This window comes from Romboutsia sedimentorum, assembly GCF_030131845.1.
Lineage (GTDB): Bacteria > Bacillota > Clostridia > Peptostreptococcales > Peptostreptococcaceae > Romboutsia_D > Romboutsia_D sedimentorum.
Genome location: NZ_JASKYM010000002.1, coordinates 112615 through 137632, shown reverse-complemented (window position 1 = coordinate 137632; position 25018 = coordinate 112615). Strand labels below are relative to the sequence as shown.

19 protein-coding genes are annotated in these 25018 nt (G+C 28.6%); 3 read left to right on the top strand and 16 right to left on the bottom strand.

Annotation, left to right across the window (positions count from 1 at the left end):
• Positions 1-90 precede the first annotated feature (90 nt).
• On the bottom strand, positions 91-2769 hold the full coding sequence (fdhF, locus tag QOZ84_RS05770; RefSeq protein ID WP_284132013.1) for a formate dehydrogenase subunit alpha: 2679 nt from the start codon (positions 2767-2769) through the stop codon (positions 91-93).
• A gap of 145 nt (positions 2770-2914) precedes the next feature.
• Here fdhF and QOZ84_RS05765 point away from each other — a divergent pair, with 145 nt between their 5' ends.
• Positions 2915-4642 carry an NADH-dependent [FeFe] hydrogenase, group A6 gene (locus QOZ84_RS05765; RefSeq protein WP_284132012.1) on the top strand — a complete coding sequence of 576 codons (1728 nt, stop codon included), beginning with the start codon at positions 2915-2917 and terminating at the stop codon, positions 4640-4642.
• Positions 4643-4685: 43 nt separating this feature from the next.
• On the opposite strand, the gene hydG is transcribed toward QOZ84_RS05765, so the two are convergent.
• The 7 genes from hydG to lgt form a co-directional block, all read right to left on the bottom strand.
• The gene (hydG, locus tag QOZ84_RS05760) at positions 4686-6062 is read right to left on the bottom strand and encodes a [FeFe] hydrogenase H-cluster radical SAM maturase HydG (RefSeq protein WP_284132011.1); all 1377 of its coding nucleotides are present in this window, start codon (positions 6060-6062) and stop codon (positions 4686-4688) included.
• Positions 6063-7124, bottom strand: a complete 1062-nt coding sequence (gene hydE, locus QOZ84_RS05755; RefSeq protein WP_331496527.1) for a [FeFe] hydrogenase H-cluster radical SAM maturase HydE — start codon at positions 7122-7124, stop codon at positions 6063-6065.
• A complete protein-coding gene (gene hydF / locus QOZ84_RS05750; protein WP_284132010.1) occupies positions 7121-8329 on the bottom strand; it encodes a [FeFe] hydrogenase H-cluster maturation GTPase HydF in 1209 nt (402 codons plus the stop codon). Before hydF ends, hydE begins: the two co-directional genes overlap by 4 nt.
• Positions 8330-8340: 11 nt before the next feature.
• Complete coding sequence (gene moaC / locus QOZ84_RS05745) at positions 8341-8808, bottom strand: cyclic pyranopterin monophosphate synthase MoaC (protein WP_284132009.1); 468 nt, start codon at positions 8806-8808, stop codon at positions 8341-8343.
• 41 nt (positions 8809-8849) lie between these two features.
• A complete protein-coding gene (locus QOZ84_RS05740) occupies positions 8850-9353 on the bottom strand; it encodes a MogA/MoaB family molybdenum cofactor biosynthesis protein (protein ID WP_284132008.1) in 504 nt (167 codons plus the stop codon).
• A 198-nt stretch (positions 9354-9551) separates the two neighbouring features.
• Positions 9552-10487 carry a 16S rRNA (cytosine(1402)-N(4))-methyltransferase RsmH gene (gene rsmH, locus QOZ84_RS05735; protein WP_284132007.1) on the bottom strand — a complete coding sequence of 312 codons (936 nt, stop codon included), beginning with the start codon at positions 10485-10487 and terminating at the stop codon, positions 9552-9554.
• A gap of 17 nt (positions 10488-10504) precedes the next feature.
• On the bottom strand, positions 10505-11260 hold the full coding sequence (lgt, locus tag QOZ84_RS05730) for a prolipoprotein diacylglyceryl transferase (protein WP_284132006.1): 756 nt from the start codon (positions 11258-11260) through the stop codon (positions 10505-10507).
• A gap of 255 nt (positions 11261-11515) precedes the next feature.
• Between lgt and QOZ84_RS05725 the strand changes: the two genes are divergently transcribed.
• Positions 11516-12133, top strand: a complete 618-nt coding sequence (locus tag QOZ84_RS05725; protein ID WP_284132005.1) for a GntR family transcriptional regulator — start codon at positions 11516-11518, stop codon at positions 12131-12133.
• A 132-nt stretch (positions 12134-12265) separates the two neighbouring features.
• Here the strand turns inward: QOZ84_RS05725 and QOZ84_RS05720 are convergent, their stop codons facing one another.
• The 4 genes from QOZ84_RS05720 to QOZ84_RS05705 all read right to left on the bottom strand — a co-directional run bounded on the left by QOZ84_RS05720 (position 12266) and on the right by QOZ84_RS05705 (position 17907).
• The gene (locus tag QOZ84_RS05720) at positions 12266-13813 is read right to left on the bottom strand and encodes a BCCT family transporter (RefSeq protein ID WP_284132004.1); all 1548 of its coding nucleotides are present in this window, start codon (positions 13811-13813) and stop codon (positions 12266-12268) included.
• A gap of 402 nt (positions 13814-14215) precedes the next feature.
• Positions 14216-15508: an EF-P 5-aminopentanol modification-associated protein YfmH gene (gene yfmH / locus QOZ84_RS05715; protein ID WP_284132003.1), complete on the bottom strand. Its 1293-nt coding sequence runs from the start codon at positions 15506-15508 to the stop codon at positions 14216-14218.
• Between the two features lie 14 nt (positions 15509-15522).
• Positions 15523-16788: an EF-P 5-aminopentanol modification-associated protein YfmF gene (yfmF, locus tag QOZ84_RS05710; RefSeq protein ID WP_284132002.1), complete on the bottom strand. Its 1266-nt coding sequence runs from the start codon at positions 16786-16788 to the stop codon at positions 15523-15525.
• 9 nt (positions 16789-16797) lie between these two features.
• On the bottom strand, positions 16798-17907 hold the full coding sequence (locus QOZ84_RS05705) for a CbiX/SirB N-terminal domain-containing protein (protein WP_284132001.1): 1110 nt from the start codon (positions 17905-17907) through the stop codon (positions 16798-16800).
• A gap of 193 nt (positions 17908-18100) precedes the next feature.
• Between QOZ84_RS05705 and ychF the strand changes: the two genes are divergently transcribed.
• Complete coding sequence (ychF, locus tag QOZ84_RS05700; RefSeq protein WP_284132000.1) at positions 18101-19198, top strand: redox-regulated ATPase YchF; 1098 nt, start codon at positions 18101-18103, stop codon at positions 19196-19198.
• A 64-nt stretch (positions 19199-19262) separates the two neighbouring features.
• Here the strand turns inward: ychF and QOZ84_RS05695 are convergent, their stop codons facing one another.
• The 4 genes from QOZ84_RS05695 to QOZ84_RS05680 form a co-directional block, all read right to left on the bottom strand.
• Positions 19263-20699 (bottom strand): carbon starvation CstA family protein, encoded by a 1437-nt coding sequence (locus tag QOZ84_RS05695; protein WP_284131999.1) that lies wholly within the window; start codon positions 20697-20699, stop codon positions 19263-19265.
• 125 nt (positions 20700-20824) lie between these two features.
• Positions 20825-21574, bottom strand: a complete 750-nt coding sequence (locus QOZ84_RS05690; RefSeq protein ID WP_284131998.1) for a LytR/AlgR family response regulator transcription factor — start codon at positions 21572-21574, stop codon at positions 20825-20827.
• Positions 21575-21584: 10 nt separating this feature from the next.
• Positions 21585-23246: a LytS/YhcK type 5TM receptor domain-containing protein gene (locus tag QOZ84_RS05685; RefSeq protein ID WP_284131997.1), complete on the bottom strand. Its 1662-nt coding sequence runs from the start codon at positions 23244-23246 to the stop codon at positions 21585-21587.
• Positions 23247-23376: 130 nt separating this feature from the next.
• A complete protein-coding gene (locus QOZ84_RS05680) occupies positions 23377-24876 on the bottom strand; it encodes a UDP-N-acetylmuramoyl-L-alanyl-D-glutamate--2,6-diaminopimelate ligase (RefSeq protein WP_284131996.1) in 1500 nt (499 codons plus the stop codon).
• Positions 24877-25018: the final 142 nt, after the last annotated feature.

Sequence of the window (25018 nt, the reverse complement as noted above, 5' to 3'; positions counted from 1 at the left end):
TATAAAAAAATAATTATATCTTTATATATTCATTTAAATAAGCCTACTTTTAATAGTAGTAGTGCTTAAAGCACTACTACTATTTTTCACTTATTTTAATTTTTCAACTTTTATAGCACATAACTTTAAATCTGGTATTTTACATATTTCATCTAATGTTGTATTACTTAAATAGTTTGCTGCTCCATCTGCAAAGTGGAAAGGCATAAAGAATATGTCTTCTTCTACTATATCTGTTATTTTAGCAGTAGTTTCTATTTCTCCTCTTCTTGAAGAAATTTTTAATCTTTCTCCATCAGCTATTTTTAATTTTCTAGCTGTATTTGGATTTATTTCTATAAATGACTTGCCGCTTAATTCGTTTAATTCATCAACCTTACCAGTCATAGTTCTTGAATGGTAGTGATATAATACCCTTCCATTTATAAGTAAGTATGGGTAATCACTATTTATTTCTTCATAACTTTTTATATAATCTGTAGGTACAAAAGTTCCTTTTCCTTTAATGGGCTTGTCAGCATGAAGATATTTAGTTCCTTCATGATCTTTAGTTGGACAAGGCCACTGTAATGTTTTCTTTTCTAATCTTTCATAACTTATTCCTCCATATTGAGGTGTAAGTCTAGCTATTTCATCAAATATATCTGATGGTGAATCGTAGTTTACATCATACCCTAATTTGTTCATAACTTCAGTAAGTATAACCCAGTCAGGCTTAGAACTACCTACTGGTTCTACTGCTTTTCTAACCCTTTGAATTCTTCTTTCAGTGTTTGAGAACGTGCCATCTTTTTCTGCAAATGATGCACCTGGTAAAACTACATCTGCAAATTGAGCTGTTTCTGTTAAGAATAAATCTTGAACAACTAGGCACTCTATAGTTTCTAGTGCATGTTTTATATGATTAGTATCTGGATCTGTTATCATTGGGTTTTCACCCATTATGTATAAGAATTTTATCTTTTCTTCTTCTACTTCATGCATTATCTCAGGTATAGTTAAGCCGTCTTCTCTACTTAAGCTAACATTCCACTCTTTTTCATATTTTTCTATTACTTCATCAGTGTATTTTTGGTATCCAGTTAATACGTTTGGAAGTCCTCCCATATCACAAGCACCTTGAACATTATTTTGACCTCTTAATGGATTTACTCCTGCAAATTCTTTACCTATATTTCCACAAAGTAATGCTAAATTTGAAACAGCTATAACATTATGAGTACCATTACTATGTTGAGTTATTCCCATACAATAATAGATGGCTGCTTTATCTGAAGTTGCGTATATTCTTGCAGCTTTTCTTATATCATCAGCACTAACACCACATATTTGTGATGCTTTTTCTGGAGTATAATCTTTAACTAATTCAACTAAAGCTTCATAATTTTCAGTATGTTCTTTTATATATTTCATATCTTGAAGATTTTCTTTTATTATTACATTCATCATAGAATTTAAAAGCGCTATATTTGATGCAGGATTTAATTGGAAATAAACATCTGCATAATCTGCTAACTCTATTCTTCTAGGGTCTGCTACTATAAGTTTTGCACCCTTTTCTAAAGCCATTTTCATCTTTGCACCTATTACTGGGTGATTTTCTGTTGTGTTTGAACCTATTACAAAAATCACATCATTATTCTCTGTTTCATCTATACTATTTGTCATAGCACCGCTACCTAATGTAGTTGCAAGACCTGCAACTGTAGACGAATGTCATAAACGTGCGCAGTGATCAATGTTATTGTTGTTCATAACTACTCTAACCATCTTTTGGAATAAGAAGTTTTCTTCGTTAGTACATCTTGCTGAAGTTAAACCTGCAAAAGCACTAGATCCATGTTTTTCTTTTATAGAATTAAATTTATTTGCTATAAAATCATAAGCTTCTTCCCAAGTAGCTTCTTCAAAGTTTCCATTTTTCTTTATTAGTGGAGTTGTTAGCCTCTCTGGATGATTTACAAATTTATATCCAAATTTCCCTTTAACACATAGTAACCCTTTGTTAGAATCACCATTAGCTGGCTCTACTCCAACAATAATATTATTTTTAACTTTTAAGTCAAATTGACATCCTACCCCACAATAAGGACAAGTTGTTCTAACTTTTTTTGTATTATAAAACTCACCTTTTTTAGGTGTTAATGCTCCTACTGGGCAAACTGAAACACAGTTTCCACAAGAAACACACTCAGGCTTTCCTATCTTTTCTATAAGTTCATCTCTTCTATCTATTTGATATCCTCTTAAGTCACACTCTATACCATGTGTACTTTGAAGTTCTTCACAAACTCTAAAACACTTTTTACATTTAATACATTTATTTGGGTCATATATAAATAAAGGATTGCTGTCATCGATTGGCAATAATTCTTTTTTAGATGATTCACTTTGGACTCTTTGTTTGTCTATTGAATAAGAATATTCATTTGAATAATCTTGTAATTTACAATTACCTGTTCTTATACAAGTCGTACATTCAAGTGCATGGTCACACATAATATTTTCTAAAACCTTAGCTCTTGAACTTCTTACTTTTCTACTATTAGTATTTATTTTCATACCTTCTTCAACTTTTGTTGAACAAGCGTGAACTAATTCATTTTCACCTTCAACTTCTACTACACAAATCCCACAATAAGCGTGCGGAACTAATCTTTCATCATAACAAAAATTTGGTATTTCTATATCTATGTCTTTACAAGCTTCAAGTATAGTTAAATTTTCATTAACTTGAAGTTTTGTACCATTAACTTTGATGTTTAACACTTAAATCACTCCTAAAGTATTGTTTTTGATATTGAATCTTAAAGTCTTGAATTTTGTATACAGTTTTTAATTTTTGTAGTATACTTTCTTTTATATTAGATTTTATTTCACAAATATAAAATATCATAATATAGGAGCTAATACAATGAGTTTTATTAATATATTCATAAATGATAGCAACGTTAAAATCGATAATAGCAACACAATTCTTGAAATAGCAAAATCTTTAAACATAGATATACCTCATATATGTAGTTTAAGATTTAAAGATATAAATATAGACGAATGTGCGTCATGTGGCGTATGTAAAGTAGATACTAATTTAGGTTTACTTAACTCATGTTCTTCTTACCCAGTTGAAAACATGAGAATATACACTCATTCTGAAAAATCTAAAACTGCTCGTAAAAAAGCTATAGAAAAAATATTAGAAACACATCCACAAGATTGTTTATTATGTGAAAAGCATAATGATTGTGCCCTACAGTCCATAGCAGCTGACTGTGGAGTGAGAAATTTAAATGTAGTTAAACCAAAATTAAGATATGAAATAGATAATTCTAGTAAATCAATAGTTAGAGACCCTGAAAAATGCATACTTTGCAGAAAGTGTGAAGTTATGTGTAATAAAGTCCAAACTGTTAATTTATTAACAGAAATAGATAACGGATACAAAAAAGTTATAAGTTCTACCGAAAAGGATTTAGAAAAAACATCTTGCACATACTGTGGTCAATGTGTTGCAGTATGCCCAACTGGTGCATTAACAGAAGTTAACAACATAAAAAATGTATGGGATGCTATTGATGATGATAATAAAAAGGTTGTTGTTCAAATAGCTCCTGCAGTTAGAGTTGCTCTTGGAGAAGAATTTGGCATGGAAATTGGTTCTATAGTTACTGGTAAAATAGTTACTGCACTAAGAAAATTAGGATTTGATATGGTGTTTGATACTGACTTTGCAGCTGACTTAACTATAATGGAAGAAGCAAATGAGTTTATAGACAGATTACAATCTGGTGAAAACTTACCTATACTTACAAGCTGTTGCCCTGCATGGGTAAAATTTATAGAACACCAAAAACCAGAACTTTTAAATCATCCATCATCTTGTAAATCTCCACAACAAATGTTTGGGGCAATAGCAAAATCATATCTTCCTAAAAAGCTTAACAAAAAACCAGAAGATATGTATGTAGTAGCAGTTATGCCTTGCGTTGCTAAAAAATTTGAAGCATCTCGTGAAGAATTGTCAGTTGACAATATTCAAGATGTTGACACAGTAATAACTACTAGAGAATTAGCAAGAATGATAAAAGAAGCAGGTATAAACTTTACTAATTTAGAAGAAGATGATTTTGACCATCCACTAGGAGAATCTAGTGGAGCATCTGTAATATTTGGTACTACTGGTGGAGTTTTAGAAGCTGCTCTTCGTACTGCTTATGAATGGATAACTAAAGATACTTTAGAAAAAGTTGAATTTAAAGAGTTAAGAGGAATAAAAGGTATAAAAGAAGCTACTCTAAATATAAACTCAATTAATGTAAATGTCGCAGTTGTATGTGGATTAGGAAATGCAAGGAATGTATTAGAACAAATAGAAAATGGTACTTGTAAATACCATATAATCGAAGTTATGGCATGTCCTGGTGGATGTGTTGGCGGTGGCGGTCAACCGTATCACAATGGTGATTTTGATATAATAAAAAAACGTGCTCAAGGGTTATACAAAATAGATAAAAATAAACCTTTACGTAAATCACATGAAAATCCATCGATAATAAAATTATATGATGAATACTTAGAATCTCCAGGTGCTCATAAGGCCCATCATATACTTCATACTCATTTTGTAAAAAGACAAAAATAATAAATTTAGGCTCTTGGAAATATTCCAAGAGCCTTTTGTAATACTATAAATATAAATCTCTTTTACCTTCTTTTAAAGAAGCTATATTATTAATTACTATATTTTTTGTATTTTCATTTTCTATTTTATCTATTTCTTTAGCAATAAATTCTTCTCCCATTAATTTTAATTCTTCATCACCATAATCTAATAAGAATTCCATTAATGTTGTAAGTGCGTTTGGAGTACAAACATTATGTATTTCTCCACTTTTAGCTAATTTCATAAATCTATCTCCAGTTCTTCCCATTCTGTAGCATGCAGTACAGTAACTAGGAATGTAACCGTCCTTTATAAGAGATTTTAAAACCTCTATTGGCGTTCTATGATCTTCTAGCTTAAACTGGTCAACTTCTTTTCCGTCTTGTTCTTCTTTATATCCACCAACACCTGTTATAGATCCAGCACTAACCTGAGATACTCCATATTTTAATAGTTCACGTCTCATAGTTTCACTTTCACGAGTAGACATTATTATCCCTGTGAAAGGTACTGCTAAACGAGTTATAGCAACTATTTTTTTAAACATTCCATCATCAACTAAATAAGGGAAATCTTTTAAGTCCATACCCTCAGCTTTTTTTAATCGAGGGAACGATATAGTATGGAAACCTACTCCAAATTTTTCTTCAAGATGAGCATTATGCATCATAAGCCCTAGTACCTCAAATTTAGGGTCAGCTAATCCAAATAATACACCAGCTCCAACATCATCAACACCAGCTTCCATGGCTCTATCAAAAGCTGTTAAATGATAATCGTAGTTATTTTTTACACACTTACCATGTACTTTTGTAAATGTAGGTTGATGATAAGTTTCCTGGAATAATATATAAGTACCAATTCCTTTATTTTTTAATTTTCTATAGTTTTCAACTGTAGTTGCTGCAATATTTACGTTTATTCTTCTTATACTTGAATTTTCACTACATGTAGAGTAAATAGCATCTATAGAATCTAGGATATATTCAATAGAACAATTAACAGGGTCTTCACCAGCTTCTAGCGCAAGTCTTTTGTGACCCATTTTTTCAAGTATCATTACTTCTTCTTTTATCTCATCCATTGTAAGTTTTCTTCTTTTAAACTTGTTACATCTTTTATATCCACAGTACTCACATTCATTAACACAATAATTAGATACGTATAAAGGAGCAAATACTACTATCCTATTTCCATAAATTTCATTTTTTATTTTTCCAGCTATTTCATACAACTTGCTCAATTGATTTTCATCACTAATTTCAAGAAGTGTCGCTATATCCTTGTAGTCTAATTGCTCTCTATTTAAAGCTTTCTCTAATACCTTTTCTATATCTTTATCTGTAGCATTTTTAGCTTCCTTTAATAAGGAATTAATAAGTTCATGATTTATGAACATTTAAATACGCCTCCATTCAATATTGTCGCCTCTTGAGTAATCAACTAAAAGGCCTAGTTGTTTTATACTAACTTCCAAACTTTTATGATATTCACATGCTTCTTCACCAGCTGAGAGTTTATTATCATAAAGAGAATAATCTTTTCTAAATTCATGTGGAGAAAGATTTGGCATAATAACATTACATCCTGCTAATAGCCCTAGATTTCTTCCATTTTCACTTATTGATGCAAGTGCTGTTGTAGCAGGTAATAAACACTTTGGTAATAAAAGTCTAGTAAGTGCCAGGATTATAATACTTTTATCTAAATCACCATGAGGAAAATCTTTAAATTTAGTATCATGATGAGGTATAAAAGGACCTATCCCTACCATATGAGGATTTAATTCTTTTAGATACATCAAATCACGTACAACATCCTCATTAGTCTGAAAAGGTGATCCAACCATAAAACCAGCACCCACTTGATAACCTATTTCTTTTAAATTCTTTAAACAATCTTTTCGATTTTTAAGACTTAAGTTTTCTGGATGCAATTTTTTATAATGACAATCAGTAGATGTTTCATGTCTTAATAAAAATCTATCAGCTCCACTTAAAAAGTATCTTTCATACGAATTATAATTTTTTTCACCAATAGACAACGTTATAGCACAATCTGGATATTTTGATTTTATACTAGATATAATATTACACATTATATCGTCATTTAAAAATGAGTCTTCTCCACCTTGTAATACAAAGGTTCTGTATCCAATTTCATATCCTATATCACAACACTTTAAAATTTCTTTTTCTGTTAATCTATATCTAGTTATATTTTTATTTGAACATCTTATACCACAGTAATAACAATCATTTTTACAGTAATTTGAAATTTCTATAAGACCTCTTAAAAAAACTCTATTTTCATAGTGTTTATATCTTGTGTTTCTTGCTTTTTCAAAAAGGTAATCTTTATCTTCTTGTTTAGATATATTTTCTATTATATATAGTAATTCATCAAAAGATAGAGAATTAGTTATGTATAGTTTATTAATCAAATCTTTAATATTCATCATAATTTAAACGGCTCCAAAGTTCTATCTAAAATTCCTTTAGTGTAAGCTATTAATACTCCATAGTTTACAATAGGAACATTTAAAGATTTAGATTTTTCTATTCTTGAAAGCATTGCATTTCTATTCATCATACATGCACCACAATGAACAACAAGCGCGTACTGAGTTATGTCTTCTGTAAAAGTTGTCCCTGATGTAAATTCAAATATTATATTTTTTCCACTTCTTTGTTTAATTAAGTTTGGAATTTTAAATTTACCTATATCATCACTTTGTCTGTGATGAGTACATCCTTCAGCTATAAGAACTTTATCGCCATCTTTTAATTTATCAATATAATAAGCTCCATTTATAAGTTCATCTAGATCACCTTTTTGTCTAGCAAACAATATAGAAAAAGAAGTTAATAATATGTCTTTTGGAACATCTTTATTAACGCTTTCAAAAACTTGAGAATCTGTTATAACAATACTTGGCTTTTTATTAAGATTTTCTAAAGTATCTTTTAGTTCATCCTCTTTAACAACTATTGCAGTTGAACCACTATCTAATATATCTCTTATCACTTGCTGTTGAGGAAGAATCAACCTTCCTTTAGGAGCAGCCTTATCTATAGGTACTACAAGTACCACAAAGTCTTTTGGTTTTATTAGGTCTGAAACTAATTTTAAATCATTACTACTTTGTGGCATAACATTTATAATTTCTTTTTTTAATTCTTCTATTCCAACTTTATCCCTAGAAGATACACATATCATAGGGGCATTACTTTTATTTTTAACATTTTCTATTAGTTTAGATTTATCATAAATTTTATCAACTTTATTTAAAACTAAAATATATGGTATTTTTTTTAATTTTAATTTTTCAGTTAAAATTAAGTCCTCTTCACAAATTCCTATGCTACTATCTATAACAATTAGTGCTATGTCTGTTTTATCAAGAACATCCATGCTTTTATTTATGCGAAGTTTTCCAAGTTCTCCTACATCATCTAATCCAGCTGTATCTATAAGAACGCATGGCCCTATTGGAAGTATTTCCATTGGTCTAAATACAGGGTCTGTAGTTGTTCCTAAGACATCTGATACTATCGCAGCTTCTTGATTTGTTATAGCATTTATTACACTAGATTTACCAGCATTTCTTTTACCAAATATTCCTATGTGAACTCTTACTGATTGTGGAGTAGAGTTTAAACTCATAGTAACGCCTCCTAAAATTTAAATTCGCCTGATTTCCCACCAGTTTTTTCTATTAAATGAGTATTACTTATAACCATTTTTTTATCTATTGCTTTACACATATCATAAATAGTAAGTGCTGCTATAGAACAAGCTGTTAGTGCTTCCATTTCTACACCTGTTTTCCCAAGTGATTTACATGTTGCATATATTTTTATTGATGAAGTTTCATAGTCCATTTCAAAATCCAAATCGCATCCAACTAAATTAATTTGATGACACATAGGTATGTTTAATGATGTATTTTTCGCTCCCATTATACCTGCTACTTGAGCTACAGATAAAACATCACCTTTTTTTATTTGTCCTTGTTTTATTTTATCTAAAACTTCTTCACTCATTGTAATTGTTGATGTTGCTATTGCAACTCTTTTAGTATCGTCTTTTTCACTTATATCTACCATTTTTGCATAGCCTTTTTCATTTATGTGGGTTAACATTTTTTGCCTCCAGTTTTTATATGTATACATATAATTATATACTATTTTTGTATTTTAGTAGCACATTCTGTGGCTTGTCCACTTAAAATTTCTATACCATGAGGTAGGATATCAATAACAAAATTAAGATTTTCTATTGCACCTTTAGGGCTACCTGGTAAATTTATTATTATCGAGTTGTTTCTTATTCCACTTACACCCCTACTTAAGATTGCTCTTTTAGTAATTTTAGATGATTCCATTCTCATATATTCGCTAATTCCTGGAATTTCTCTTTCTATAACTTCTTTTGTTGCTTCTGGAGTTATATCTCTCTTTGAGAAACCTGTCCCTCCATTAGTAATTATTAAATCTGCTATGTTGTTATCACAAATTTTTATAATTTCATCTTTTAGCATATCTTTATCGTCTTTTATTAATTTATATGAAACGACTTCATATAGGTTTGTATTATTAAAAAATTCTACTAATGTTTTTCCTGTTACATCTTCTCTTTTACCTTCATAGCCTTTATCGCTAAGAGTTATAATTGATACTTTAAACATTTGAATGTCTCCTTTAAATATTTTTTATATAAAAATTAACATCTCCTTGATAGATAATATATCACAACAGATATTAGTTAACAAGTTTTGGTAAGCTTTGATTACGTTTGCATTTAAATATAATTTTATATGTAATACAAAATAGCTATAACACCAAAATAAGATTAATTTTAATGTTATAGCTATTTTTATTTTATATTATATTCTCTTTGCAACTCTTAATTTTGCACTTCTACTTCTTGGATTAACTTCTATTTCCTCATCAGTTGGTAATATTGGTTTTCTACTTATAACTTTTACAAGAGATTCTTTATCACACTGACATATAGGTAAACTTGAAGGACATACACAGTCTAGTGCTAAATGTCTAAATGCATTTTTTACTATTCTATCTTCTAAAGAGTGGAATGTTATTATGCATATTCTTCCGTCTTCATTCATTATAGATACTGCATCTTCAATCATATTAGTTATTACACCAAGTTCATTGTTCACTTCTATTCTTATAGCTTGGAATGTTCTCTTCGCTGGATGTGGACCATCCATTCTAGCTTTTTTAGGAACAGCTTTCTTAATTACATCTACAAGTTCTCCAGTAGTCTCTATTGGCTTTTCAGCTCTTAATTCCACTATAAACTTAGCTATACGTTTAGCCCAGTTATCTTCACCGTAGTCTTTTATTATTTTAGCTAATTCTTCTTCACTATATGTATTTACTACATCATATGCAGAAAAATCACATCTTACATCCATTCTCATATCAAGAGGTGCATCTTGCATATATGAAAATCCTCTTTCAGCTTCATCTAATTGGTGAGATGATACACCTAAATCTGCAAGAACTCCATCTATTTTATAAACACCTATATTAGCCAATTCTTCTTTTATATTTTCAAAATTACTATGAACAAACTTAACTCTATCGCTATATTCACTTAATCTTTCTTTAGCAGTTTCTATAGCATTTTTATCTTGATCAAATCCTATAAATAATCCTTTTTCTGAAAGTCTTTTTACTATTTCCTTAGAGTGTCCTGCTCCACCCATTGTACAGTCTACATATACGCCATCTGGCTTTATGTCTAAATTATCTATGCACTCATTTAAAAGTACGGATACGTGATGAAATTCCATTTTATTTTTCTCCTTAGTTACTTTTTGTCTTCTTCTATTTTACTTTGTTTATTTCTCTTTGACAAATATATATGTGCAATTATACCACCAACTACACCTGCTAAACTTATAACTTGAGCCATTCTAAGTGGCCCTATCATAAGACTATCAGTTCTAAGTCCTTCTATAAAGAATCTACCTAGAGAATATAGAGTTATGTAGTATACTATAATTTGCCCTTCGTATTTCTTTTTCTTTCTAAGCATCCATAAGATTACAAATACACCTATGTTCCATATTGATTCATATAAAAATGTTGGATGAACTCTAACTCCATCTACAACTATCGCCCATGGTAAGTTTGTAGGTCCTCCATGTGCTTCTCCATTTATGAAGTTTCCCCATCTACCTATTGCTTGTGCAAGGGGCATACCTATTATAACAGTATCAGCCAATTTTAAGAAATCTATTTTTTTTATTCTACTAAAAATATACCCTGTAAGTATACCTCCAATAAGTGCACCATGAATAGCCATTCCTCCACCTCTAAAGTTTAAAATCTGAGATGGATTTTGGAAATAATATTCCCAATTAAAGATAACATAATACAATCTTGCACTCAGTAACCCTACTGGTATTGCAATTATTGCTAAGTCTAGGATATCATCTTCCTTTATTCCTACTCTCCTAGCTTCTTTAAGTGCTATTAAAGTTCCTAAAATCATACCTGTTGCCATAAGAATTCCATACCACATAACATCTATTCCAAACACGCTAAATGCCACTCTGTCCATACTATCACCTCTTATTTTTAATATTTTTTATTTATATAACTTTTATTTTGTCTATCTAATGTTTAGTACATATCTACAATTTATATTTTTTATGAAGTCTATTGTAATATTATAACAGTTTATAAATAATAATATATATTATTTATAAAATCTAAACAACAATGTATTTCAATTTTATTAGTTTTAACAATGTAGACATATTTATATATAAAGTATAAAATAATATGTGCTAAAGTATATATTTTAGGAGGAAAAATGGAAAAGAATTACTCACTACCTATATATCATAAGATTGCCTTAGATATAGCTAACAAGATAAACATAGGTGAAATACAAGAAGGAACTTTACTGCGTGGAAGATCTTCTCTAGCAGGTACATATAATGTATCTCCAGAAACAATAAGAAGATCGATGAAGATACTTGAAGACTTAGAAGTGGTTTCTAGTGTTAAAGGGAAAGGAATTTGGGTTTTATCTTCCCAAAAAGCATTATCTTTTTTGAATAAACATCAAAATATTACCAACATATCTTCATATAAATCTAATTTAAATAACTTATTAATATCAAGATCAAAATTAGAAAGTGAAATTATTGATAACATAAGTAAGATAGTGGATTATTCTAGCCGATTATCTAATATTAACCCACTTATCCCATTTGAATTTGAAATTACAAAAGAGTGTAAATTTATAGGTTCAACAGCTAGTGACACTAACTTTTGGCAACATACAGGTGCAACTATAGTTGGAATCAAACGTGATGGCGAACTTATAGTATCCCCTGGACCTTATATTGAGTTTAAAGAAAATGACCTCCTTTTAGTAGTTGGAGATAGCAGTATTCATCATTCAGTACCTGCATTTTTATACTAATTGGACATAAAATTCCATGTGTTTATTAGTGCAATTATTTAATTTGAAAAGCAAAAATAGAATGCTAAATTAGTAATTCATCACTCTGTTTTTGCTTCTTTATTGTATATTATATTTTTGTTTTAGTTTTTTTTAGCCCATCTTACTTATAATGCATTCTTTTGATAAATCTTCTTCAGTATCTGCTAAGGTCTTTTCTGATTGCTTAACTTCTTCTCTAAGTGCCTTAACAATTGATACTATACTTATATTAACTATTATAGCAAATGGGAATGCCGATACTATAGAGACCATCTGCAGTGTTTGTAATCCACCTGATAATAAAAGTGCTATTGCTAATCCCGCTTGAACAATTCCCCATATTATCTTTTTTTGATTGCTTGGATTTAAATCCCCATTAGATGTAAACATTCCTAATACATACGTTGCTGAATCTGCTGATGATACAAAGAATGTACACAATAACACCATTGATACTACTGATAATATATTTCCAAACTGGTAATTTGAAAATACTTTAAATAATGCAGTTTCTGTTACTGATGTCGCATTGCTTGCAAACTCAGCTCCTAAATTTATTCCCAATGTACCAAATACAGTAAACCATATTATACACGCTAATGCAGGAACTAAAGTTACACCTATTATAAATTCTCTGATTGTTCTTCCTTTAGAAATTCTTGCTATAAATATACTTACAAATGGTATCCAAGCTATCCATAATGCCCAATAGAATACTCTCCACTGACTAATCCAAGCCTTACTTGGATCAATATATAAACTTTGTGATATAAACTGTGTTAAGTAAGCAACTCCACCATTTCCTAAATTTCGTAACATGTCTAATTTAGGTCCTATTAATATAGCTCCTATTAATATAAATGCTGCTAGACTTAAGTTTATATTAGATAATGTTTTTATACCTTTATCTAAGCCACTTGTAGAACTTAATGTGTATAAAATAGTTGCAATTGCTATTATTAATATTTGTATTTGTATGGTATTTTCTATATTAAAAACATATTCTAATCCTCCTGCAATTTGCATAGTTCCCATACCTAATGATGTTGCTATTCCTGTTACCGTTGTAAATACTGCTAATATATCTATTGTTTTTCCTATTGGACCTCTTACTCCATTTTCTCCTAATATAGGTAAAAATACACTACTTATAAGACCTGGTGCATCTTTTCTAAATTGAAAATATGCAAGAGCTAATCCCATTATAGAATAAGCTGCCCATGGATGAAGACCCCAATGTATATATGACTGTTGCATTGCAAAAGTTACAGCCTCACTAGACCCCGGTTGAGAACCTATTGGTGCAATAAAATGCTTCATAGGTTCTACTGCTCCAAAGAATACTAATCCTATACCCATTCCAGCTCCAAATAACATAGAAAACCATGAGAGATTACTAAATTCAGGCCTATCAGTATCCTTACCAAGCCTTATATTTCCATATTTACTAAAAATTAAAAATACCGCAAATATTACTAATGCAAGCATACCTATTGTATATATCCAACTGAAATTATTTATTATCACCTTAAACATAGAATTTGATATTGTTTCAAATATGTCTGGCGAAATAATTGCTGTAATAACTACTATACTTGTTAATATTAAAGATATTATAAATACATAATTTATTTTATTTTGTTTTATTTCATTATTCATAATTAATTCCCCCTTATTTTATAATTTTTTAGGTATATTTTTCAAACAAACAACTTTGTTTTTTTTTCAAGTTTTTTCTATCTACAACTTTATTTTAATTTGAAGTTGTATGTTGTGTCAAGCAAGTAATCATTTTGGTAGCGTTTTTAAATATGTATTAGGCATTGATATATCAAGTATTTTTTAAAATCAAAATATATTTTTAATATATTATATTTTTCATTTTATTTTCATACAAATAACCTTATCTACAATAAAATCGTAAATGAAGTTTTTTAAACAGATAGTAATTTTTTTAATGTGTGAATTTCACTAAAATAATTTAAATTTATACAAAAAAGAATGCCTCTTAATGATTGAATTCATTTTGAGACATTCTTTTTATGCTTTTAATTATATGCTTTATTTTTCAATTGGTTCTACTATAGATATAACACAGTACTCTTCTTTTAGGTGAGAATTTAATCTCTCTTGTACTTCTTCAAACTTAATATCTTTTAGTACCTCTAAATAATCTAATAGATTTATTCCTTTAAAATTATAAGTTATAAAATTATTAGCTATGAAATCTACTGAATCAAAATATTTTAATAGGTTTCCTATTTTTTTCTTTCTGATTCTTTCAAATTCTTGGTTGTTAAGACCTTCTATTTTATATTTTTCTATATGTTCTAGTATTATTTTTTTAACTTCTCTAGGATCTTTAGAGTCGCCTCCGATTATAGTAAATCCATAATCTATTTGAGAAGAGAACCCTCCTCCAAAGCTATCATTTATAAGACCTTTCATATATAAATCTTCAAACAATCTACTACCTCTTTTAAAAATCATATCTATTACTATTTCTGTTACTATTTCTTTTCTTAAAAGCTCATTTCCTTTTATACCTACTTTATTATCTTTAAAGGCTATATTAAATGTAGGCATTGATATAGGGAATTTAGCTACAATTTCTTTTTCATTAACGTTATCTGGTTCATTTGGATAAAATTTTTGTATTTCATTAGATAATTTATCTACATCATAATGGTTAGCTTTTTTAGCTATATCCATAACTTTGTCACAATCCAAATCTCCTACAACAAATAATGTCATATTTCCCGGGTTATAAAATGTATTATAACATTTATATAGCTCTTCTTTTGTTATTTTATTAATACTTTCCACACTTCCTGCTATATCAACTTTTACAGGATGATTTACATATAATGCTTTTAAGCAGTTAAAATAAACATTCCAATTAGGGTCATCATCATACATTTTTATTTCTTGCTCAATTATTCCTTTTTCCTTTTCTACGTTTTCGTCTGTAAAGTAAGGAGTCTGTACATAGTCTATTAAGTGAGCTAAACTATCATAAAAGTTTTCAGTAACTGAGAATAAATATGCTGTCATTGTAAAATTAGTAAACGCATTTGCACTTGCTCCCCATTTAGAGAATTTATCAAATGCATTGCCTCCATCTGGTTGTTCAAACATTTTATGTTCTAGGAAATGTGCAATTCCTTCATTAACTCTGATTTTTTCACTTTCTCCAATTGGAATAAATTCTAGTTCATTGGAACCATAGTTAGTTGCTAAAACTGCATATTTTTTAGTAAATCCAGTTTTGGGCATAAAATAAACATCTAGCCCATTTTCTAATTTTTCATAATAAATTTCTTCTTTTAATACATCGTTAGTTATCTTTTTCATATATGCCACCTCACTTAGTTTCTTAAGAAATAAACAGTATCAAGTTCTATTGATTCAAAAGCTTTAACTATATCTTCACTTTTAACTTTATCTATATTTTGTATGATATCTTCTATCGTAGAATTTGTTTTACTCATACCTTGTGCAAAGTAAAAATCAGACATTCCACCTATACTATCAGAAAGTGACTTCATTGAGTTTATTAATCCACTTTTACTATTTTCTATTTCATCTATTGATATTTCTCCACTTTTTATACTTTCTAATTGCTTTTTAACTAGTTCTGCAGTTTTTTCATAATTTTGTACTTCTATGCCTGATGATACAAACAATATTCCTTTGTATTTTTCAACTGATGAGTAAATATAATAACATAAGCTTTCTTTTTCTCTTATGTTTACAAACATCTTAGAATGAGGTCCTCCACCTAATACATTGCATCCCACTACTAGTGGATAATATTTATCTTCATCTCTAAAGTCTACATTAGTTCTATATCCCATAACTAATTTACCTTGAGTTATATCCATTTTTTCTTCAATTACTTTTACTTTTTCTATATTTGCTTTATATTCTTCTCTAGGGATTTCTATTATTTCTTCTCTTTCAAAAGTAAAGTTTTTACTTATTATATCAACAACTTCATTTTCATCAAAATCACCTTCTACAACTATATCTATAGGAGAAGTTTTTATTATATGCTTGTAGTGTTCATATAAGTCACTAGGGCTTATTTTATCTAAGTCTTCTTCATAGCCTATTTCACTTATACTGAATCTTTCACCTTTACACATTTCTTCAAATGTTCTTTCAAGTGCATATCTGCCTTTGTCATTTATTTTAGCTTGAATTCTATCTTTTAAGTTAGTTTTTTCTATATCTAAATACTCTTTGTTAAACCCACCATCTACTACTAAAGGTTTATTTAAAACTTCATTGAAGAATTCTATAACATCTGTAAATATTTTTTCATCTAAATACTTTTCATTAGTACTTATTATTTTAAATGATATTACTTGACGTTCTCCTCTTTTAGAAACATCTCCTATCATAGATGAACCATATAAATCGTCTAATTTATTCGATGTTTCTCTTAAACTAGGATACTTCTCACATCCACTAGTTATTATAGTTGGTAGTAATGCATTTTTTGTAGCTTCTTCTTTATCTAATAACCTTTGTATATAAATACTAACAAGATTAGATTTAAACTTTTCAGCACGTATTAATGTTAAGTTAATATTTTTACCTAAGTTGATTTTTTTTATATCTTTTTCCATTTTATCCTCCTACTTATTTCTTAATGATATTCTTGTAAAAAGCTCCTCTACTATAGCGTCCTCTTTTTTGTCAGGGTCTATATAATAAAATTTAGTATTTCCCATATCTAAGTCTTCAAGTATACTCTTTGCTAAATGCTTAGTATACATAGTGTCAATTGTACATGTTGGAGTAACAACATACAAGGTATGTATCCCATATTCTAGTAACTCTTCTCCTGATTTTATTATATCTTGTTTATTATTTTCTAAAAGAGGTAATTTTATTTGAATATCTATATTTTTTTCTTCATACTCTATGTATTCTTTTATTTTTTCTCTAAATAATATATCTTGTTCTAGATTATTTTTGTCATATAATCCTATTAATAGTACACCTGCATCTTCACCTAAATTTCTAACATTTTTTAATATTTCATCTTTATAAACCATTGCTAAATTATTTGATTTATAAAACGGTTCTAGTATTTCTATTTGTTCTAAGTCTAATGGTAATAAATTTAATTTTTCATATCTTTCTTTAAATACCTCATAGTCTTTCCCTTCTGTCATAAAAAGAGGGCAAACTATTATTTTCTTGTATCCTTTTGAAATAACATCTTCTAATGAATTTTCAAAGTATGGCTTAGTATACATATACGAATTAACTATTTTATACTTTTCTCCTAGCTGATTACTTAGTTTTGTAGCAACTTCATTTGCTTCATCTTTAAATGTACTGTCTTCTAACTGATTATAGTATGTTTTGTAATCATATAATGATTTTATACCACTTAATATAGATTTATATCCATTTTCGTAATTTATTTGAATAGCTCTTTCCTTTATGTCATAATGTTTAGCTTCTCCTTCTGAAACTAATAGTATTAATGTTTCTTCTTTATCTTCCCCTACTTTTACATCTTTAAAACTTATTTCGTCTTTAAAGCTAAATGCTATTATTAAATTAACTGAAATAAATGAAATAATAAAAGCATAAAGCATATATTTATAATCTTTATTTATTATTACTTGCTTATAAATTATTAATGTTGCCAAGACTATAAATATGTTTTCCATATATCCCTTAAATATAAAACTAAAAGCTATAGATATAAATAAAAGTATTGAAAGTAACATAAAATCAACCCCAATATTTTTTTTAATGTAAATGTGTAGTTTACATCTATTATATATATGAGGTATAATCAGTATGTATGTCTATAATAGAATCTTGTAAATTTATAAAATTGGCTTTTTAGCTCAATTTGGCGCCTTGATAGGTTGTTTAAATTTATAATATATAACTATGACAAAAGAGAGGACGATGACTATGAAATTAGGTATAGTTGGTTTACCAAATGTAGGTAAAAGTACACTATTCAATGCAATAACTCAAGCAGGAGCAGAATCTGCAAACTATCCATTCTGTACAATAGAACCAAACGTTGGTGTTGTTTCTGTTCCAGATGAAAGGCTAGAAAAATTAAAAGAATTATATAATTCTAAAAAGGTAGTTCCTACTGCTATAGAGTTTTGTGATATAGCAGGACTAGTTAGAGGTGCTTCTAAAGGTGAAGGTTTAGGTAATAAATTCTTATCTCACATAAGAGAAGTTGATGCTATTGTTCACGTTGTTAGATGTTTTGAAGATCCTAACGTTGTTCACGTTGACGGTTCTGTTGATCCTTTAAGAGATATGGAAACTATAAACTTAGAATTAATATTCTCTGATATAGAGATATTAGACAGAAGAATACAAAAAGGTTCTAAAGCTGCTAGAGCTGATAAAGCATTAGCTTCTGAACTTGAATTCTTAAAAGAAATATTAGCTACTTTAGAAGACGGAAAATGTGTTAGAACTATGGAATTTAATGATGATCAAAAGATTTTTGTTGATTCATTAAACTTACTTACTTCTAAGCCTGTAATATACACTACTAATGTATGTGAAGATGATTTAGCTGATGAAGCACAAAACAATGCTTACGTTAATATAGTTAGAGAATTTGCTTCTAGTGAAGATGCTGAAGTTGTTGTTGTTTGTGCTCAAATAGAAGCAGAAATAGCTGAACTTGATTCTGATGAAGAAAAGCAAGAATTCTTAGAAACTCTAGGTCTTGAGCAATCAGGATTAGATAAATTAATAAGATCTTCTTATTCATTACTTGGACTTATGTCTTACTTAACAGCAGGTCCTCAAGAAATCAGAGCTTGGACTATAAAGTCTGGTACAAAAGCACCAGTTGCTGGTGGAAAGATTCACTCTGATATAGAAAGAGGATTCATAAGAGCGGAAACTATAGCATTTGATGACTTAATTGGCGTTGGTACTATGAGTGCTGCTAAAGACAAAGGTCTTGTTAGACTTGAAGGAAAAGAATATATAGTTAAAGATGGAGACGTTATATTATTCAGATTTAACGTATAATATAAAAAAGCTTCTATCAATGAAATTTTTATTGATAGAAGCTTTTTTTATTACATTTTTTATTTTAAGCTATTTTTTTATCAGCTACATTTTCTACTAACTTATTTTTATTTATCATAAATAGTACAAATAATATTGCTGCACTAAGTACTCCTACCCAGTTAGAAATATTTGCATTTAATCTAAATCCTTCTGGTGCTTGTAATATATATGCCATACATACAGAAGTCATAAATGTTGCTGGTATTAAAGTCATCCAGTAATTTGATTTATTTTTAAGTAGATATACAGTTCCTGCCCATAAGAATATAGTCGCTAAAGTTTGGTTAGACCAAGCAAAGTATCTCCATATTATATTAAAATCTATTGTAGTTAATGCTATACATATTGCAAATAGTGGTATTGCTAATATAAATCTATTTTTAAATCCTTCTTGCTTTATTTTAAATGCATCAGCTATCGTAAGTCTAGCACTTCTAAATGCAGTATCCCCACTAGTTATAGGACAAGCAACAACACCAAGTATTGCAAGAATCGACCCCATTGGTCCTAATAATCCCTTAGATAAAACACCTACTACCCCTGATAGTCCATTATATTCTGTTAAAGCATGTTGTATAGATAAAGTATCTCCAAAGAATGCGATTGTAACACCACACCATATTAAAGCTACTATTCCTTCTACTACCATTGCTCCATAGAAAACTTTTTTACTTTCAGATTCTTTATGAAGGCATCTAGCCATCATAGGTGATTGAGTAGCATGGAATCCAGATATAGCACCACATGCTATAGTAGTAAATAAGAATGGGAATATAGCTAATCCATCTGGATGTAAGTTTTGTAGTGTAAGTTCCATCATTGGTCTAGTTCCGTTAATATGACCTACAAACATAGCACCACATAAACCTATCGCCATAAATAATAAAGCTGCTCCAAATACAGGATATATTTTACCTATAACTTTATCAACTGGTAAAACTGTAGCTAACATATAATATATTATTATTAATACTACCCAAATATTTTTATCTATTCCAGTCATAGATGTTAATAATCCGGCTGGAGATGTAACAAATACAGTCCCAACTAATATTAATAATATAACTGAGAATACTCTCATAACTATCTTCATTTTATCGCCTAAATATATTCCAACTATTTCAGAAACTGAAGTACCATCATGTTTCATAGATATAACACCTGATAAAAAGTCGTGTACTCCTCCTGCAAATATAGTTCCAAATGTTATCCATAAAAATGCAACAGGTCCAAATAATGCTCCCATTATAGCCCCAAATATAGGACCAGTTCCTGCTATATTTAAAAATTGTATTAAAAATACCTTATGCCATGGCATTGGTACATAATCTACACCATCTTGTAATTTTACTGCTGGTGTAGAATTTGAATCATCTAAACTCACAGATCTTTCAACTACATTTCCATAGACAAAATATCCAACTATAAGAAACGTCAAGCATGCTAAAAATGTTATCATATCGTTTTCTCCTCCACAATATATTCTTGTGTTAATATTTATTATTTCAACAATATAATAGCTTTTTTTGACATTAAATAGATTTAGTTTTGCATGAAATGCATAATTTAGTGTATAAAGTGCACTTATATATGCATCAACTTTCTAAAGTTTTTTATTTTACTTCTACTTACTGGTATATCGCATTTTTTATATTTTAATTTTAAGTTATATGTATTGTTAAACCAAGGTATTATTTCATTTATTTTATTGATATTTACTATATAAGACCTATGTGTTTTAAAAAATATATTATCCGGTAAATTTTTTTCAAATTCAGTTAAGCTACATTTTACTATATATTCATCATATTTTGTGAACACATACGTTTCTCTTTCCCTAGCTTCACAATAATATATATCTTTTGTATTTATTACCATTAATTTTTCATTTTTCCACAAACTAACACTACTTACTAAATTTTCATTATGTAATAATTTATCATCTAGATTTTTTTCATCTTTAATTTTATTATTCTCATCAAATAATTTAAGTTTATTTAACATAGAAACTATTCTTTCTTCTGAGTAAGGCTTTAGTATATAATCAAAAACCTCAAGTTCAAAAGCATCCACTGCATGTTCTTTATAAGCTGTAATAAACACTATTTTAGGACTTACTTTGAAATTTTTTATTGTTTTTGCAAGTAACATCCCATCAAGTAGCGGTATATTAATATCTAAAAAAATCACATCTATATTATTTTCTTGTATAAATTTTAATACATCTATCCCATTATCAAATTCACTAACAATTTCTATATCACTAAAATTTTTGATAAAATATTTAAGTTCTTCTCTTGCAGGAAATTCGTCTTCAACTATTATTGATTTCATTATATCCTCCCTAACAAATATAAAATTCTATTTTAGTTCCAGGGCTTAATCTAAGTATGTTAAGACCTCGTCCATAAAGCAATTTTAATCTTAAATGAACATTATAAAGCCCTATTTTATTTTCTGGCATATCATCATTATATACTTTTTCAATTATATCTTCACCTATAGTTATACCATCATTTTCTACCCAAATTTCAGTTTTGTTCTCATACTGCTTTGCACCTATTATTACAGTTCCATAACCACCATTTTTTCTTATTCCATGTATAATTGCATTTTCTACTAATGGCTGAATTATAAGGCTCGGTATTTTTACATCTATGTTTTGATCTATATTATAAACTACATTTAATTTATCTCCAAATCTTGCTTTTTCTATTTCAACATATGCTTTTACTTGTTCTAATTCTTTTTGTATGTCTATAAGATTATCATTTACTTCTATGTTATATCTCATATATGTAGATAAATTTATTATAAGATTTCTTGCTTTGTCTGGATCTATTCTTATAAAAGAAGTTATAGTATTTAATGCATTAAATAAAAAGTGAGGATTTATTTGAGTCTGAAGTGCTTTTATTTCTGCTTTATTCTTTGCTTCTTTAATTTTTTCAATTTTAGATATCTCCATTAATGTGGATATAATATAAGACAATCCTATAGCTAAAGATTTTTTTGAATAACTCATTTCATATTGTTTTATATAATATATTTTCAAAGTTCCCATAACTCCTTGAGAATCTGTCAATGGTATAATCATAGCTGTTTTTAAACTTACTTTTTTACTTAAAGAATATTCTTCATTCTCTACTTTTATATTTAATATTTTATTTTCCCTCATTGACTCTTTAGTTGTATCACTAAGCTCTACATTAGGTTTGTTAAATACCTCTTGCCCAACACCTACATAAGCTAGTACTTTTTCACTATCTGTTATTGCCACTGCATCTGACTTTATTTCATCTTTTATAATTCCACATATAACCTTTAGTGATTCTTCATTTATAGACCTAAAGTATGGTAGAGTTTTATTAGCTATATTTAATGCTAACTTTGACTGAAATGCAGCTATCTCTTCTTTTTCTTTTTTTATAACATTTACAACAGATACTAAAAAACCTATTCCAATTTGACCAACTATCATTGGTAGATATATTTTATTTATAACTACTACCGCTGTGTTATGTGGATATGACATTAAAAATATTAAAAACATACTAATACTTTCAGATGCTACTCCACACATAATTCCATAGAACCACTTTTGCTCATCCTTAACTTTTTTACTTACATACCCTGATAACAATCCTGCAAATATACTAGATATGAAGCAAGGAATACTTGTAATACCGCTCATATCAAGCATATATCTATGAAAACCAGATACAAATCCAGACGTAAAACCTACTAATGGTCCAAACAATATACCTCCAGATACTATAGCAATTATTCTTGTATTAGCTAATGAGCCATGTACGCTAATACCATTATAAGTCCCAAGCATTGCTAATAAACTAAATATTATAGATATAATAAATAAATCACCTATATTATGATTTTCTTTTTGAAATATATATTTAAATCCTTTTATCTTAGTGATCATAATAAATAAAACTATTATCAAACTTGATTTCTCAAGTAACGATAAAAATATTTCTCCTTTGTCCATAAATTCACCTCTATCTGTTTTTTATTATTATAAGTAATTTTGTTTTTACATACAGAAAAGAGAAGTAATAAAACTTCTCTTTTCTAACTTATTATTAACTTAATTGCTAAGCTTTATATATCTATATTTATTATGAAAGTTGTTTTTTACCTTTATTTTCCATAATTCTTTTAGCTGCATTTATAGCTACTTCTGTTTCACTAAAAGGTAGATTTTCCCCTTTTATAAGTTGATATTCTTCATGCCCTTTTCCTGCAAATACTATCATATCACCATCTTGAGCTATCTCTAATGCTTTTTCAACAGCTACTTTTCTATCAGGTTCTACTATATAATCACATTCTGAGTTTTTAAATGAATCAGCTATATCTTTTATTACATCCATTGGATCTTCAAAATCAGGATTATCACTTGTTAATATACATAAATCACATTCTCTAGATGCTACATCTCCAAGTTCTTTTCTTCTTAATTTTGTTCTTCCTCCCACTGATCCGAATAAACATATCAATCTATTGTGATCATATTCTTTTAATGTTTGTAATATATTTTCTAAACTTACGCCATTATGAGCATAGTCTATTATTACAGTTGCATAATCAAGAACTGGTAACACTTCTACTCTTCCTTTTACTTTAGCACTTTTTAGAGCATCTAACATTGTATTTTGGTCAATTTGTAGATATCTACAAACTGATATAACAGCTAGTGCATTATATATACTAAATGTCCCTGGTGAGCATATATATGTATTAAATTCTTCATTTTGAGTTGCTACATCAAAGCTTACACCTAGTGAATCTAATTCTCTAGAATATTCTATGTTCTTTGCTACTATATCACCTTTGTTTTCTATTCCAAAAGTATCTATATCACAAGTTGCTTTTTCTATTATTTGATTTGCATATTTATCATCTATATTTACTATACCATGCTTAGCTAAAGTAAATAATTTAGCTTTGCAGTCTAAGTAATTTTCAAATGTTGGATGTTCTTTAGGACCTACATGGTCTAGTGATAAATTAGAGAATATTGCTACGTCAAAATTAATATCTTTAACTCTATCCATCATTAATCCACCTGATGATACTTCCATTGATACACATTTAACTCCACTATCTAGCATATCTCTAAATATTCTGTGTAACTCATAACTCTCTGGCGTTGTATTAGCTGTTCTTTCTTCTTTTCCATTATAGAAAGTTCCATTAGTTCCTATCACACCAGTATTTAATCCAGCATGGTTTAAAACTGTACTTAAATAATTTGTTATAGTAGTTTTTCCTTTTGTACCTGTAACTCCTATAATTTTTAATTCTTTAGAAGGATTACCAAAATAATTTGATGAAATTTTTGATAAAGCTATTCTGCTATCTTTAACGAATAATTTTATAGCGTCTTCATTAAGTTTCACATCATCTTGTAATATAAATACTCTACATCCTTTTTCATATGCATCTTGTGCATATTTATGACCATCTAAGCTTTCACCTTTTATAGCTATAAACATATATCCATCCCTACATTTAGAAGAGTTATATGCCAAGTCTTTCACTTGTGTATTTTTTATTTTATCCCAAGGTTTATTAGCATTAAATACTACTTCATTCATCATCTCTAATAATCTCATAATCTAATCCTCCTGTTTATTGCTTTTAATTATGTAGTATAACATAATATTTTTTATTTTTAATTGAATATTCTTACCAAGTATACAAATATTTTTATAATAATTTTAGAAAAATAGAGTAGTTTTACCTACTCTATTTTTT